General features: G+C 32.3%; 13 protein-coding genes. 3 read left to right on the top strand and 10 right to left on the bottom strand.

Going from position 1 to position 14291, the window contains the following annotated elements; genetic code table 11:
• Positions 1 to 6: 6 nt before the first annotated feature.
• Positions 7 to 210, bottom strand: coding sequence for a membrane or secreted protein (locus tag OD803_RS01305; RefSeq protein WP_131505914.1), 204 nt, complete (start codon positions 208 to 210; stop codon positions 7 to 9).
• Between the two features lie 166 nt (positions 211 to 376).
• Between OD803_RS01305 and aqpZ the strand changes: the two genes are divergently transcribed.
• Positions 377 to 1063, top strand: coding sequence for an aquaporin Z (gene aqpZ, locus OD803_RS01300; RefSeq protein WP_262732076.1), 687 nt, complete (start codon positions 377 to 379; stop codon positions 1061 to 1063).
• A 73-nt stretch (positions 1064 to 1136) separates the two neighbouring features.
• Here aqpZ and OD803_RS01295 read toward each other — a convergent pair whose 3' ends face one another.
• The 4 genes from OD803_RS01295 to OD803_RS01280 form a co-directional block, all read right to left on the bottom strand.
• Complete coding sequence (locus OD803_RS01295) at positions 1137 to 1937, bottom strand: anti-sigma factor (RefSeq protein ID WP_262732075.1); 801 nt, start codon at positions 1935 to 1937, stop codon at positions 1137 to 1139.
• An 11-nt stretch (positions 1938 to 1948) separates the two neighbouring features.
• Positions 1949 to 2479, bottom strand: a complete 531-nt coding sequence (locus OD803_RS01290) for an RNA polymerase sigma factor (RefSeq protein WP_129759218.1) — start codon at positions 2477 to 2479, stop codon at positions 1949 to 1951.
• A 236-nt stretch (positions 2480 to 2715) separates the two neighbouring features.
• Positions 2716 to 3729: a UDP-N-acetylmuramate dehydrogenase gene (gene murB / locus OD803_RS01285; RefSeq protein WP_262732519.1), complete on the bottom strand. Its 1014-nt coding sequence runs from the start codon at positions 3727 to 3729 to the stop codon at positions 2716 to 2718.
• Positions 3730 to 4920: a pyridoxal phosphate-dependent aminotransferase gene (locus OD803_RS01280; RefSeq protein ID WP_262732074.1), complete on the bottom strand. Its 1191-nt coding sequence runs from the start codon at positions 4918 to 4920 to the stop codon at positions 3730 to 3732. It lies immediately after the preceding gene.
• 116 nt (positions 4921 to 5036) lie between these two features.
• Here OD803_RS01280 and OD803_RS01275 point away from each other — a divergent pair, with 116 nt between their 5' ends.
• Positions 5037 to 6368 carry an aspartyl protease family protein gene (locus OD803_RS01275; protein ID WP_262732073.1) on the top strand — a complete coding sequence of 444 codons (1332 nt, stop codon included), beginning with the start codon at positions 5037 to 5039 and terminating at the stop codon, positions 6366 to 6368.
• A 48-nt stretch (positions 6369 to 6416) separates the two neighbouring features.
• Here the strand turns inward: OD803_RS01275 and OD803_RS01270 are convergent, their stop codons facing one another.
• Positions 6417 to 6842, bottom strand: coding sequence for a DUF1573 domain-containing protein (locus OD803_RS01270; RefSeq protein ID WP_129759215.1), 426 nt, complete (start codon positions 6840 to 6842; stop codon positions 6417 to 6419).
• A 184-nt stretch (positions 6843 to 7026) separates the two neighbouring features.
• Here OD803_RS01270 and OD803_RS01265 point away from each other — a divergent pair, with 184 nt between their 5' ends.
• Positions 7027 to 9660, top strand: a complete 2634-nt coding sequence (locus OD803_RS01265) for a valine--tRNA ligase (protein WP_262732072.1) — start codon at positions 7027 to 7029, stop codon at positions 9658 to 9660.
• Between the two features lie 81 nt (positions 9661 to 9741).
• Here OD803_RS01265 and rodA read toward each other — a convergent pair whose 3' ends face one another.
• Genes rodA through mreC form a run of 4 tightly spaced genes read right to left on the bottom strand, consistent with a single transcriptional unit; the run spans position 9742 to position 14283 of the window.
• Entirely contained in the window at positions 9742 to 11019 is a 1278-nt protein-coding gene (gene rodA / locus OD803_RS01260) for a rod shape-determining protein RodA (protein ID WP_262732071.1), read from the bottom strand.
• Between the two features lie 9 nt (positions 11020 to 11028).
• Positions 11029 to 12963, bottom strand: a complete 1935-nt coding sequence (gene mrdA / locus OD803_RS01255) for a penicillin-binding protein 2 (protein ID WP_262732070.1) — start codon at positions 12961 to 12963, stop codon at positions 11029 to 11031.
• Positions 12960 to 13466: a rod shape-determining protein MreD gene (mreD, locus tag OD803_RS01250; protein ID WP_129759211.1), complete on the bottom strand. Its 507-nt coding sequence runs from the start codon at positions 13464 to 13466 to the stop codon at positions 12960 to 12962. The genes mrdA and mreD overlap by 4 nt, the downstream gene beginning before the upstream one ends.
• Positions 13459 to 14283, bottom strand: a complete 825-nt coding sequence (gene mreC / locus OD803_RS01245; protein WP_262732069.1) for a rod shape-determining protein MreC — start codon at positions 14281 to 14283, stop codon at positions 13459 to 13461. Before mreC ends, mreD begins: the two co-directional genes overlap by 8 nt.
• Positions 14284 to 14291: the final 8 nt, after the last annotated feature.

Here is a 14291-nt window from a genome sequence, read left to right as displayed (position 1 = left end):
TAAGGTTTATGAGTGTTGAGGTTCATTACAATTCTTGAACTGATCTGGAGTTTTTCCGCAAAAACCACAAGCTTCTCCACTTTTGTTTAGCATAGGGTTTTGACTAGCGCAAGTACCAGCAAATTCCCCATCTTTTTTTGCCCAAAGTTTTATAGCAATTCCAGCAATTCCTAAGCCTAAAAGAATTAATGTAATAAGTAAGAGTTTCATTGTAAAAATTTTTACAAAGATACTATTTTAATATAGAATGATGAAAGGGTTTTAATAAGCTTTTAACGGATTGTAAAGTGCTCATTTTGTGACTTATTAACAAAATAAGTGTCGTAAGCATAAATAGAATTACATTTATTTATCTAACTAATAAAATTTTTTAATCATGAAAAAATTATTCGCAGAGTTCTTCGGAACTTTTTGGCTTGTATTTGGTGGTTGCGGAAGTGCAATTTTTGCAGCTGCTTATCCTGATTTAGGTATTGGGTTTGTTGGAGTAGCATTGGCTTTTGGTTTAACAGTGCTAACAATGGCTTATGCTGTTGGTCATATTTCAGGAGCGCATTTTAATCCTGCAGTTTCGTTAGGGTTATGGGCAGGAGGAAAGTTTCCTGCTAAAGATGTGTTGGGTTACATTATAGCTCAATTAATTGGTGCAATTGCTGCTGCAGGAGTGTTGTATGTTATTGTAACAGGAAAATCAGATTTTGTAGACATTGGAGGTTTTGCTGCTAATGGTTATGGAGAGTTGTCTCCTGGAGGGTTTAGTATGACTTCTGTTTTAATGACCGAGTTTGTGTTAACAATGTTCTTTTTACTGATTATTTTAGGAAGTACCTATGTGAAAGCACCTGAAGGTTTTGCAGGAATTGCTATTGGTTTAGCTTTAACTTTAATTCATTTAATAAGTATTCCAATTTCTAATACATCAGTAAATCCTGCTAGGTCTACAAGTCAAGCATTATTTGCTGGAGGAGAATTTACCTCTCAGTTATGGTTGTTTTGGTTAGCTCCAATTGCTGGTGCTATTGTTGCTGGGTTAATTCATAAAGCATTATTCTCAAAAGAATAAGTTTTATAGAGATGATTGAATAAAAAAACCACCTGAATTCAGGTGGTTTTTAGTTTTATTAATGTGAAATTAACTAGTTGTTTTTTAAAGCTATTTCTGCTACGGCATTTTCTGCACTAGCACTGTTTTGGTTTCCTTTAGGCTCTATAGTTATACTTAAGCCTAAAGCATCTTCCATATAAGGTATTTGTTTTAATTTTCTATTAGCAACGTCCAAAATACCAAGGTTTACCATCTTGTCTTGTAACTCAGCCCAAATTTGATAGGTTTGGTTTTCAGGTAATTTTGGTAAAGACACCACATCAATCATTGATGTTTTTTCTTTTGCATTAATGTAAGCAACGGTTTTAAGGTCTTTAGCTCTTTCATTACCTCTTAATACATATTTTTCAGTATCAGGATTGTTAAGTTCCATAAACTGGCGCATAACATCATCTAACTTACTGTTGTTTTTTTCTATGTCGCTTCTTAAATCAAAAATCTCGTCTACAACTACTTGGTTTTCTTTTAATAAAGACTGATTTTGAAGGTATAACATTGTAGCTGCTCCAGCAAAAACAAATGCAGCAATACTTGCAGCAATACTGTATTTGTACCAAGGCGTTTTAGACTTTACCTTTTTTGGTTCTAAAGAAATTACAGGTTTTTCGTCAATGGCTTCATGAATTGAATCTAAAATAAACATAGGAGCTTCAACAGCATTAGCCTTAGCAAGAATTTCTAGGTTGTCTTGCAATTTCATGTACTTTTCTTCTGCTTCAGGATAAGTAGAAATGTAGTGTTCTACTTCCGTTATTTCAGAAGGAGTTGCTGTGCCTAATATGTACTTATCTATTAGACCAGATTGTAAAAAAGAATGTAGTTTTGTTTCCATTTCAATACTTTTTAATGGACATAGAGCTTTTTTAATTCTCGTAATCCAATTTTTAATCTAGACTTTACAGTACCTAACGGAATATCTAATTCATCACTAGCTTCTTGTTGCGTCATGCCCTCAAAAAACAGGGCTTTCAAGATAATTTGATACTTTTCGTCTAGTCTTGCAACATGCTCTTTTAAATCGATAACATCTTGATTTAAAGTTGCTGTTGGTAGAATATATACGTTTGATTTGTCGATTTGGACTTCTTTTTCAAATCTATTATTAAAACTTCTTAATTTATCTATTGCTGTGTTCCTTGCAATTCGGTATAACCAAGTAAATAATTTAGCCTTTTTAGAGTCGTATTTTTTAGCGTTTTTCCAAACTTTTACAAAGGTTTCTTGTAGTGCATCTTGAGCTATTTCTTCGTTTATGGTTACTTTTAAAATAACACCATAAAGACTGTCAGCATAATTTTCATACAGTAAATTAATTGCCGCTTTGTCTCCTTTCTCAAGGAGATTAACAATGGTTTGCTCAATCGACGTGCTCAAAATTTTTTAAAATTTAGTGTTAATTTAAAAAAAATGTACCTTAAAAAAATCCAAAGTACCTTTTTAAACGTATATAAATAAAGGTAGTAAAATTACTAAAATTACTACACAGTTGATAGATTGATTACAAATTAAATACTATAGAGTACTATTTTCTTAGTAAGAAATTGATTAATAGCTTTTTTCAAAAAATATTCTATAGCACGTTAAAGCCTCTGATTTAGAGGCTTTTTTTATTAGATGATATTGACTTCGGTTTCGATATCAATATTAAATATTCGTTTTATAGTATGCTGAATTAATTTAGCGAGTTTTAAAATGTCACTTCCTTTAGCGTTACCGTAATTAACCAAAACTAAAGCTTGTTTTTTATGAACTCCATAATCTCCAAAGGTTTTTCCTTTAAATCCAGCTTTTTCTATTAACCAACCAGCAGGTACTTTAACTAATTTATCAGAAACTGTATAACTTGGTATTTCAGGAAAATTAGCTTGTAATTCATTAAAATGATCAGAGGAAATTACAGGATTTTTAAAGAAGCTTCCGCTATTACCTATTTCTTTTGGATCAGGCAATTTGCTTTGGCGAATAGCAATAACTGCTTTTGAAATATCTTGAATAGTAGGATAGCTTACTTTCATGTCTTCGAGTTGACTAATAATAGCTCCATAACCAGTATTTAACTTATGCTCTTTTTTAGTAAGTTTTAAGTTAACACTTGTAATAATGTATTTTCCTTTAGCGTCTTGTTTGAAGATTGACTCTCTATACCCAAACTTACAATCTTGTTTATTAAATGTTTTTGTGTGTTGTGTAGTAATTTCCATTACCTCACAACTTTCAAAAACATCTTTTAATTCAACACCATAAGCGCCAATATTTTGAATTGGAGCAGTTCCAATATTACCAGGAATTAAAGATAGGTTTTCAACGCCACCTAAATTATGCTCAAGACACCACAATACAAATTTGTGCCAATTTTCGCCAGCATAAGCTTTAACAATAGCATAGTTTTCATCTTCAGAAATTATTTCAATTCCTTTAAGATTCACATGAATTACTAGCGCATCAATATCTTTAGTAAGTAGCATGTTACTACCACCACCTAATATGAATTTTTCTGGATACTCATTTGAAGCCAAAATACTTGTAAGTTCAGCTAATGAGTTTACTGATGTAAAGTGTTTTGCTTTAGCATCAATACCAAATGTGTTATAGGTTTTTAAAGATTTTTGTTGCTCTATCAAGATTTAGTCTTTGTAAACTTTTAGTGCTTCTTTTAAAATATTAACAGCTTTTATAAGGCTGTTTTCATTAAGTACGTAAGCTATTCTAATTTGGTTTAAACCAACTCCAGGAGTAGAATAAAATCCAGCAGCAGGAGCAACCATTACAGTTTCTTTGTCAATATCAAATTTTTCTAACAACCACTTAGCAAAATTATCAGCACTTTTTACTGGTAATTCAGCAATACAATAAAATGCTCCTTTTGGTTTAGCTACTTTTACACCATCAATCTTTTCTAATTCAGAGATAAGCGTATTTCTTCTAGATACATAATCATTTATAACACCATCAAAATAGCTTTGAGGAGTGGATAAAGCTGCTTCACTAGCAATTTGTGCTAAAGTTGGCGGACTAAGTCTTGCCTGAGCAAATTTAAGAGCAGTTTTAATAAACGATTTGTTTTTTGATACCAAATACCCAATTCTTGCGCCACACATGCTGTAACGTTTTGAAACAGAATCAATCATTATCGCATTTTCTGCAATACTCTCTTCTTGCATAATGGAGTAAAACTCGTTACCATCGTAAACAAACTCACGGTAAACTTCATCTGCAATTAAAAACAAATCGTGCTTTTTTACTATTTGAGCTAGTTTCTTTATTTCCTCTTTAGAATATAAATAACCTGTTGGGTTTCCTGGATTACAAATAAGAATTGCTTTTGTTTTAGGCGTAATTAGCTTCTCAAACTCTTCAATTGCAGGTAAGGCAAAGTTGTCTTCAATTTTGGAAATTACAGGAACAACCTTAATGTCAGAAGCTGTTGAAAACCCATTGTAATTTGCATAAAAAGGCTCAGGAATAATAATTTCATCGTCAGAGTCCATTATGCTACCAAAAGCAAATAACAACGCTTCGCTTCCTCCAGTAGTAACTATGATATCATCATATTCAACTTTAATATTGTTTTTATGGTAATATTCAGCAATTTTTTTTCTGTAGGCTTCAGATCCTTCAGATCTTGTGTAAGCAAGTATGTCTAAAGAATGCACTTTTACAGCATCTAGAGCCACTTCAGGAGTTTTAATATCTGGTTGTCCTATGTTTAAATGATAAACAGTTTTACCATCTTTATAAGCTTGTTCAGCGTAAGGCACTAATTTTCTTATTGGAGATTCAGGCATTAATTGCCCTTTTTTAGAAATTGTCGGCATTTTTTTGATTTAAAACGCAAAGTTCTGAAAATTATCTTAAAGTTTTTTTAAAAAACACATCTAAAAAAAAATCTTACTCCAAAGATTTGTAAATTGTATATAGTCAATCATTTAAAATGCTTAAAAGGATACTTGTCAATATTGGGCTTTTTTTGATGTGTACTTTGGTTTGTGCGCAAGATGATTTTAATCTGCCAAACAATAAAGATTACACAAAAATTAACTTTAAACTTATTAATAACCTAATAGTTTTTCCAGTAGAGGTTAATGGTGTTGAACTCTCGTTTTTGCTAGATTCTGGAGTTAGTAAACCTATCTTGTTTAACATTCTTAATTTAACAGACTCATTGCTGATTAATAATGTAGAGCGTATTTACTTACGTGGATTAGGTGCTGATGGTGAAATTGAAGCGTTACGATCTAGAGAGAACTTTTTAAAAGTAGGTGATGCCATTAATATAAATCAAGATATTTATGTGGTTTTTGATAACTCAATTAATTTTACACCTAGATTAGGTGTAGATGTTCATGGAATTATTGGGTATGATATTTTCAAAGATTTTGTTGTAGAAATAAACTATAGGTCAAAATTTATAAAACTATTTAAACATAGTGAGTATAAGTATAAAAACTGTAGGAAATGCGAATCTTTCGATATGATATTAAATAAGAACAAACCTTATATAGATGCATATGCTGAAATAGATACAATTAAAACTCCTGTTAAATTATTAATTGATACAGGGAGTAGTGATGCTTTATGGTTATTTGAAGATCATGAAAAGCAAATATTACCACCTAATGAAAAATATTTTCATGATTTTTTAGGTAAAGGTTTGAGTGGTAATATACATGGAAAACGCTCAAGAGTTAATTCATTTTCTTTAGGTGATTTCCATCTAGAAAATGTAAACGTTGCATATCCTGATTCTGCTTCTATAAGTCATGCGCGAAAATTTGAGGAACGAAATGGAAGTATTTCAGGAGATTTATTGAAACGCTTTAATATAGTTGTAGATTATAAAAACTTAAAAGTAACTTTAAAAAAGAACAGCAACTTTAGAAAGCCTTTTTTTTATAATAAAAGCGGAATAGTATTAGAGCAATATGGAGTAAGGGTCATAAAAGAATTAGGTGAAAAAAAGTATATAGATAGTTATGGAAGAGAAAATAGAGATAACATTATTGTTGATTTTTCTCAAACATTTCATTACAGTTTAAAACCATCGTATACAATTGTTGAGTTAAGAGAAGGATCTCCTGCTGAGAGAGCAGGACTTGAAATAGGAGATGTTATTTTATCAATCAACAACAAAGGGACTCATAAAATGACATTACAAGAAGCTACTTTATATTTTTGTGAAGAAGATAAAAAACTGATTAAATTAGAGGTTGAACGAAAAGGAATTATAAAGACATTCTCTTTTAGGTTAGAAAGCCTATTATAACTAAAAAAGCCCTCAAAAGAGGGCTTCAATTTTTTATTTAACAAAGTATTATTGTTCCATAACACTCTTGTCTTTCTTTTCTAAAACACTTGTCTTACTTGGGTCAACAACTAGACCTTTAATTTTAAGAGCTACAGTAGGTGTTTCAGCATTAGATGTTACTGTAATAGTTTTTCTAATTGGGTTTACTCTGTTAGTGTCATACTTTACTTCAATTTCACCAGTTTCACCAGGCATAATTGGACCTTCAGGTTTTTTTGGTACAGTACAACCACAAGTAGACTTTACGTTAGAAATTATTAAAGGCGCATTACCAGTGTTTGTAAATTCAAACACACGAACACCATTTGAACCTTTTTCAATGGTTCCGTAATCAATGACATCTGTTTTAAATTCAATTTTTGCAACTTTCTCTTGAGCGAAAGTTCCTAGGCTTAAAAGCCCTACAAATAAAATTACTACTAAATTTTTCATCATTTTAATTTTAAATTGATACTTCAAAGCTACTTACTTTTTATTGTTAAGCAAAATTTATTAGACGTATTACAGCAATATTAACATAGTTAAAAGCAAATAACACTATTATTTCGCTCAATAATTTCTAAAAAAAAGAAATATAAGTACTTTTGCACATCATTATTCAAAAACTATTCCAAAGATGAGTATTCCATCAAAATATGATGCACGAAATGTAGAGAGCAAGTGGTATGATTACTGGATGAAACATAATTATTTTCATTCAAAACCAGACAGTAGAGAACCATATACTATTGTCATTCCACCACCTAATGTCACTGGAGTACTACATATGGGACATATGTTGAATAATACCATTCAAGATGTTTTAATTCGTCGTGCGCGTTTACAAGGTAAAAATGCATGTTGGGTTCCTGGAACAGACCATGCATCTATTGCTACCGAAGCAAAAGTTGTAGCAAAACTTAAAGACCAAGGTGTAGATAAAAACGATTTAACTCGCGACGAGTTTTTAAAACACGCTTGGGATTGGACTCACGAATATGGAGGTGTAATACTAGATCAACTTAAAAAATTAGGTTGCTCTTGTGATTGGGAACGAACAAAATTCACTATGGACGAAGACATGAGTGAAGCTGTGATAAAAGTATTTGTTGATTTATATAACAAAGGACTTATTTATCGTGGTTACCGAATGGTGAATTGGGATCCTGAAGCAAAAACAACACTTTCAGACGAAGAGGTAATCTATGAAGAAAAACAAGGAAATCTTTACTACTTAAATTATAAAATAGAAGGAAGTGATGATACGTTAACTATTGCTACTACGCGTCCTGAAACCATTTTTGGAGACACAGCAATTTGTATTAATCCTAATGACGAACGTTTTACGCATTTAAAAGGAAAAAAGGCAATTGTGCCTTTATGTAATCGTGTGATTCCTATTATTGAAGATGATTATGTGGATGTTGAGTTTGGTACAGGTTGTTTAAAAGTTACTCCAGCTCATGATGAGAATGATAAAATGCTTGGTGATAAGCATAATTTAGAAGTTGTTGATATTTTTAATGAGGATGCTTCACTTAATAGTTTTGGGTTGCATTACGAAGGAAAAGATCGTTTTGTAGTAAGAAAAGAAATCACTAAAGAACTAGAAGAGAAAGGATTTTTAATTAAAACCGAAACTCACATCAATAAAGTAGGAACTTCCGAAAGAACCAAAGCTGTTATCGAACCTCGATTAAGCGATCAATGGTTTTTAAAAATGGAAGAACTGGTAAAACCAGCAATAAAAGCTGTTTTAGAAACAGGAGATGTTAAGTTGTTTCCAAAGAAATTTGAAAATACCTATCGTCATTGGATGGAGAATATTCGTGATTGGAATATTTCTAGACAGTTATATTGGGGACATCAAATTCCTGCCTATTTTTATGGAGATGGAAAAGAAGACTTTGTGGTTGCTGAAACCATAGAAGATGCACTAGAGTTAGCTAAGACTAAAACTTCAAACTCCGAACTTCAGGTTTCAGACTTAACTCAAGACCAAGATGCGCTAGATACTTGGTTTTCATCGTGGTTATGGCCAATGAGTGTGTTTGATGGTGTTAGAAACCCAGATAACGAAGAGTTTAAATACTATTATCCAACAAACGACTTGGTAACAGGTCCTGATATTTTATTCTTTTGGGTAGCTCGTATGGTTATAGCGGGTTATGAATATACTGATGAAAGACCATTTGAAAATGTATACTTAACAGGATTGGTACGCGACAAGCAACGTCGTAAAATGAGTAAATCTTTAGGGAATTCTCCTGATGCTTTAAAGCTAATTGAAGAGTTTGGGGCAGATGGTGTTCGTGTAGGGTTGCTGTTAAGTTCTGCTGCAGGAAATGACTTGTTGTTTGACGAAGCCTTATGCCAACAAGGAAAAGGGTTTGGTAACAAAGTATGGAGTGCATTTTACTTAACAACACTTTGGGAAGTATCTCAAGATATTGAGCAGCCAAATTCAAGTAAAATAGCTTTAGAATGGTATGAAGCCAAGTTTCAAAAGGCGTTAATTGAGATCGAAGATCATTTTAGTAAATACCGTTTGAGCGATGCTTTAATGAGTATTTACAAACTTATTTTTGATGATTTTTGTGGTTGGTTATTAGAAATTGTAAAACCTGCTTATGGTCAACCAATAGATGCTGTAACCTATAACAAGTTAATCTCTATTTTTGAAGAGAACTTAAAAATTATGCATCCATTTATGCCATTTATAACTGAAGAAATTTGGCAAACCATGGGAGAACGTTCACCAGAAGAAGCTTTAATTGTAGCAAAATGGCCTGAACAAAAACCAGTAAACGAAGCTTTAATTACCGAGTTTGATTTTGCATCACAAGTAGTTTCAGGAATTCGTTCTGTAAGAAAAGATAAAAATATTGCGTTTAAAGATGCTATTACATTTTCGGTTATAAACAATGAGCAAATTCAACCAACATTTGATGAGGTTATTAAAAAGTTAGGAAACTTAGAAGAAGTCGCTTATGTTACTGAAGCTGTTGAAGGAGCTTTGACTTTTAGAGTAAAATCTAACGAGTATTTTATACCTATGTCTGGAGCTATTGATGTTGAAGCTGAAATTAATAAGCTAACCGAAGAGTTAAACTATACTGAAGGGTTTTTAAAATCAGTACAGAAAAAACTATCAAATGAGCGCTTTGTAAACAATGCACCAGAGCAGGTTGTAGCTTCTGAAAAGAAAAAAGAAGCTGATGCTTTAGCAAAAATTGAAACCTTAAAAGCAAGTTTAGCGAGTTTGAAATAAAACATTGAAAACTTTAGATAAAAGAAAAGGAACTGAATTTCAGTTCCTTTTTTGTTTTTTTAAAGAGGTTTTTTGACTTATTTACCACTCATTAATCTTGTTACTGTCTAGCTTTACAAAAATAAATAGTAGTATGGTAAAGCCCCAAAGCCCTGAGCCTCCGTAACTAAAAAAGGGTAGAGGAATACCAACTGTTGGTATTAAGCCCATTACCATTCCTGTATTAATTGTAAAATGCACAAAAAGGATGGATGCAACACAATAGCCATACACTCGGCTAAATTGGTTCTTTTGAGATTCGGCTAAGTACAGAACTCTAATAATTAATGCTACAAATAAAACAACAACCAATGCACTACCAGCAAAACCCCATTCCTCTCCAACTGTGCTAAAAATATAGTCTGTATGCTGTTCTGGTACAAACTTTCCTGTAGTTCTAGTCCCTTGTAAATATCCTTTTCCTGTTATACCACCAGAGCTAATTGCTTTTTCAGATTCGTTGAGGTTGTACAAGATGGTTTGCTTCATCTGTTGTAGCTTTTCAGGATCTTTTTCTAAGCGTAACCAAAGGCTAATACGGTCTTTTTGGTGAGGTTTTAAGATGCTATCATAAAACGTACGAACTCCAAAAGCGAATCCAATGCATAAGACCAAAACAACAATAGGTTGCAAAAAAGAAGCACGCTTTTTTCGTTTTAAAAAGTAAATGGTAAATATTAAAATAGCTGAGAGAATAGCTGTAAACAAGACACCAAACTTTAAGGATAGTACAGATAATAATAGTATTGCAACAGCAATAAGTAAGTAAATTTGTTGTAAGCCTTCTCTATAAAATACAAAGAAAAAAGAAGCATACACTATGGTGCTTCCTGCATCATTTTGTAATAAAATAAGAATTGCAGGGACAACTATTATAGCTACAGTTTTTAATTGGTCTTGAAGGGTTTTCATGTTGGTTTGCAAATCGCTAATGTATTTAGCTACTGCTAGTGATGTTGCAAATTTTGCAAACTCACTTGGTTGTAATGTCATTCCTCCAATGGCGTACCATGAGGTAGCACCATTAACGTTTTTTCCAAAAATGAATAAACCAATTAGGGAGAGTAATGAAATGAAATAGATGATGCTAGCAAACCGTTCATAGAATTTTGCTTCTATAGAAAGAATGATGACTATTAGCGCAAGAGTAAGCATGATAAACATAAGCTGTTTGCCATAAGGTTGACTCATGTCAAAATAACTAGTGATTTCTCCTGTGTGTGATGCCGAAACGATGTTAAGCCACCCAAACCCAACAAGAATTAAAAACAATGCTATTGTTATCCAATCAAATTTAAAGCCTCTGTGTTCTCTCTGCATTTATCTTGGTTAGTTAACAGTTTGCGTATTGATATTAATTTTTTTTTGTTTCTCCAACTCATACTCATTAACCGTCATAATTCTTGATTCGCCATTAATTTTAAATGGTTTTCCAGAATGAGGTTTTTCATATTCATGCTCTAAAGTGTGTTGAAGTATCCAGTTTTCCATATCTGTTCTGGTGATTTCTCCTTTAATGTATTTTTCAATCATTAAACTAGCAATTCTACCAGCAAAACGACTTCCCCAATACCCATTTTCAACAAAAACAGCAATGGCTATTTTAGGGTCGTCTTTGGGAGCAAAAGCGACAAAAATAGAGTGGTCAGTAAGTTGAGTTTTTACGCCATCTATTCTTGTGAAGTTTTCAGCAGTTCCTGTTTTTCCACAAATTTCAATACCAGGAACTTGTAGGTATTTTGCTGTTCCTTTATTGTAAACATCATACATACCTTGAATAACAGGCTCAAAATTTTGTTTGTCGATAGTGGTGTAGTTAGGAGTTGTATACTTGCTGTCTATGGTGTCGTTTTCAATTTTTTTAATAATATGAGGTGTGTAATAATAACCTCTGTTTCCAATAGCAGCAGCCATGTTAGCTAACTGAATTGGAGTAGCAAGCACTTCACCTTGCCCAATAGCATTTGAAAGTGTAAATGTGGTATACCATCTGTTTTTTCCGTAGGCTCTATTATAGGTTTCAGCATTTGGGATTTTTCCTGGTTGTCCAACCCTTAGGTCATAACCCAAATAATTCCCTAGCCCAAAACTCTTAACATGATTACTCCAAATGTCCATTCCTTCAGCAGGAGTATCATACTTGTCCATAATACGACGATATACATTGGCAAAATAGGCATTACAAGACTCGTAAATTCCCAAGTTCATGTCAGCAGGACTTTTATGACCATGGCAACCCATTTTTCGGTTTCCATATCTATAACCATGCGCACACGTAAACTTATCGTTGGTTGTAACTACATTTTCTTGTAAACCTATTAAAGCATTAATTACTTTGAATGGAGAACCTGGAGGATACATAGCTTGTAAGCCTCTATCGTAAAGTGGTTGTGAAAGCGAATCGTTATAAAGTTTAGTGAAATTTTTAGAGCGGTTTCTACCTACTAACAAATTAGGGTTGTAGGTAGGTGATGAAATCATAGTTAGTATTTCTCCTGAGCTAGGTTCAATGGCAATAATACCACCTCTTTTGTGTTGCATTAAAAGCTCGCCATAGGCTTGTAATTCTGCATCAATTGTAATAGTAATATCTTTTCCTGGTTCAGGCAAAGTGTCATAAATACCTTCTTTATAAGGTCCTATATCTCTATTAAAACGGTCTTTTTGAATAAATTTAATGCCTTTAACGCCTCGTAAAGTTTCTTCGTAAGAAATCTCTATACCTTGTTTGCCAATTAAGTCTCCCATTTTATAATATGGTTGCCTTTGTATAATGGCATTGTTTACTTCTCCAATGTCTCCTAAAACATTAGCTCCAATATTGGTTTGGTAATCTCTTAATGAACGTTTTTGAATGTAAAAGCCTTCAAATTTTCTCATTTTTTCCTGTAACAAGGCATAATCTTCTTTAGATAATTGTGCTACAAAAGGCGAAGGTAATCTAGGAGAATAGTGGTAAGCTTTATCATACTTTTTTTTGAAGTCTTCTTTTGTGATTTTTAAAAGATTACAAAATTCCAAAGTGTCTAAAGGCTCAACTTCTCTAGGAATAATCATTACATCATAAGAGGGTTGATTGGCAACTAAGAGTTTACCGTTTCTATCGTAAACATAACCACGTTTTGGGTAATCATATACTTTTCTAATGGCATTATCTTCATAAAGATTATAAGTACTTTGGTTGTAAACCTGTAAATAAAATAATCTTGCAATAAAAATAAGTCCAACAATAACAACTGTTGAAAGAAGTAAAAGTTTTCTCATCGACGTTTTTTGCTAAATAGAATTGTTGACATAAAACATAGTATTATAGTAAAAATACTAGAGAATAACGTCTTTTGAAGTATTAAAATTATTTTAGAAATGTTAAAAACTTCAAGTGAAAATAGCACGAAATGATGAATAACAGTAAAGAGTGAAATATATATCAATCGGTTTCCTAACTCAGTATTGCTAAATTTAATGCTTTGGTGTTCGTAAATCATTCCGAAGGAAAACTTAAGCAATACAGGTCTAATGTAAGCAATAGTAACTGCTGCAGCAGCATGAACACCACCAGAGTCAGAGAAAAAATCTACACATAAACCTAATAAAAAACCAAGAATAATAATAACGGTTCTATTGGTTCTTATCGGAAAAAGCATAATAAAAAGTATGTAAACATACGGATTTATATAGCCTAAAAAATTGATGTGATTACATACCAAAACCTGTACTAGTAATACAGTAATAAAAAGTAATGTAGTATTTACTGCAGAGTTATTCATTTACTGGGTTTTGAAGTGTCTCTATTTCTTCTCTATCAAGATGTTCAATAATGTAAACATGCCCAACGTTAGTCATGTCGTTAAATAGTTTTACATTAATGGTATATGTGTCTCCACCAATGTCTAAAACAAAATCATTAACAGTTCCAATGGGAATTCCTTTAGGGAAAATAGTTGATTGCCCACCAGTAACAATAGTGTCGCCTTCGGCAACAGGTGCAAATTTTGAAACGTCTTTCAATTGTGCTAATTCAGGCGAATTTGTATCCCATCTTAAAGACCCAATATGGCTCGTTTTTTTAAGTTGAGCATTTATTCTACTATTTGTGTTTAAAATAGATTGTACTCTGGCGTAACTATTAGATGTGTTGTCAATAATACCAATAATACCTTTGGAAGTGATAACTCCAAAATCTTGTTGGATACCATCTTTTTTTCCTTTGTTTATAGTTAGGTAGTTGTTGGTTGCTGAATAACTATTTTTATAAACAACTGCGGGAGTAAGTTTAAAGCGTTTGCTGTACATTGTACTGTCATCATAAAACGATTTTAAAGTATCAGTTTCTCTATTGAATAAGATAGACTTTAGTCTGTTGTTTTCTTCAAGAAGTTTTTGGTTCTCGCTTTTTAAATCAAAATACTGACCAATGTTGTTTACTTGTTTGTAAACTCCACCAGTGAAAAAATTAGCAGAATTTATAAACTTACTTTTATGGTAAGAGTGTGATTGAATTGTTAAAGCCAACGATACACCAAACAACAACAAAAACAAAAGAAATGTTTTGTTTCTAATAACAAAGTTGATGATTTGTTGCATTATTAATT

The organism is Gaetbulibacter sp. NE, assembly GCF_025548475.1.
GTDB lineage: Bacteria > Bacteroidota > Bacteroidia > Flavobacteriales > Flavobacteriaceae > Gaetbulibacter_B > Gaetbulibacter_B jejuensis.
Note: the sequence above shows the minus strand (reverse complement) of the source record. Positions and strands in the feature narration are given on the sequence as shown.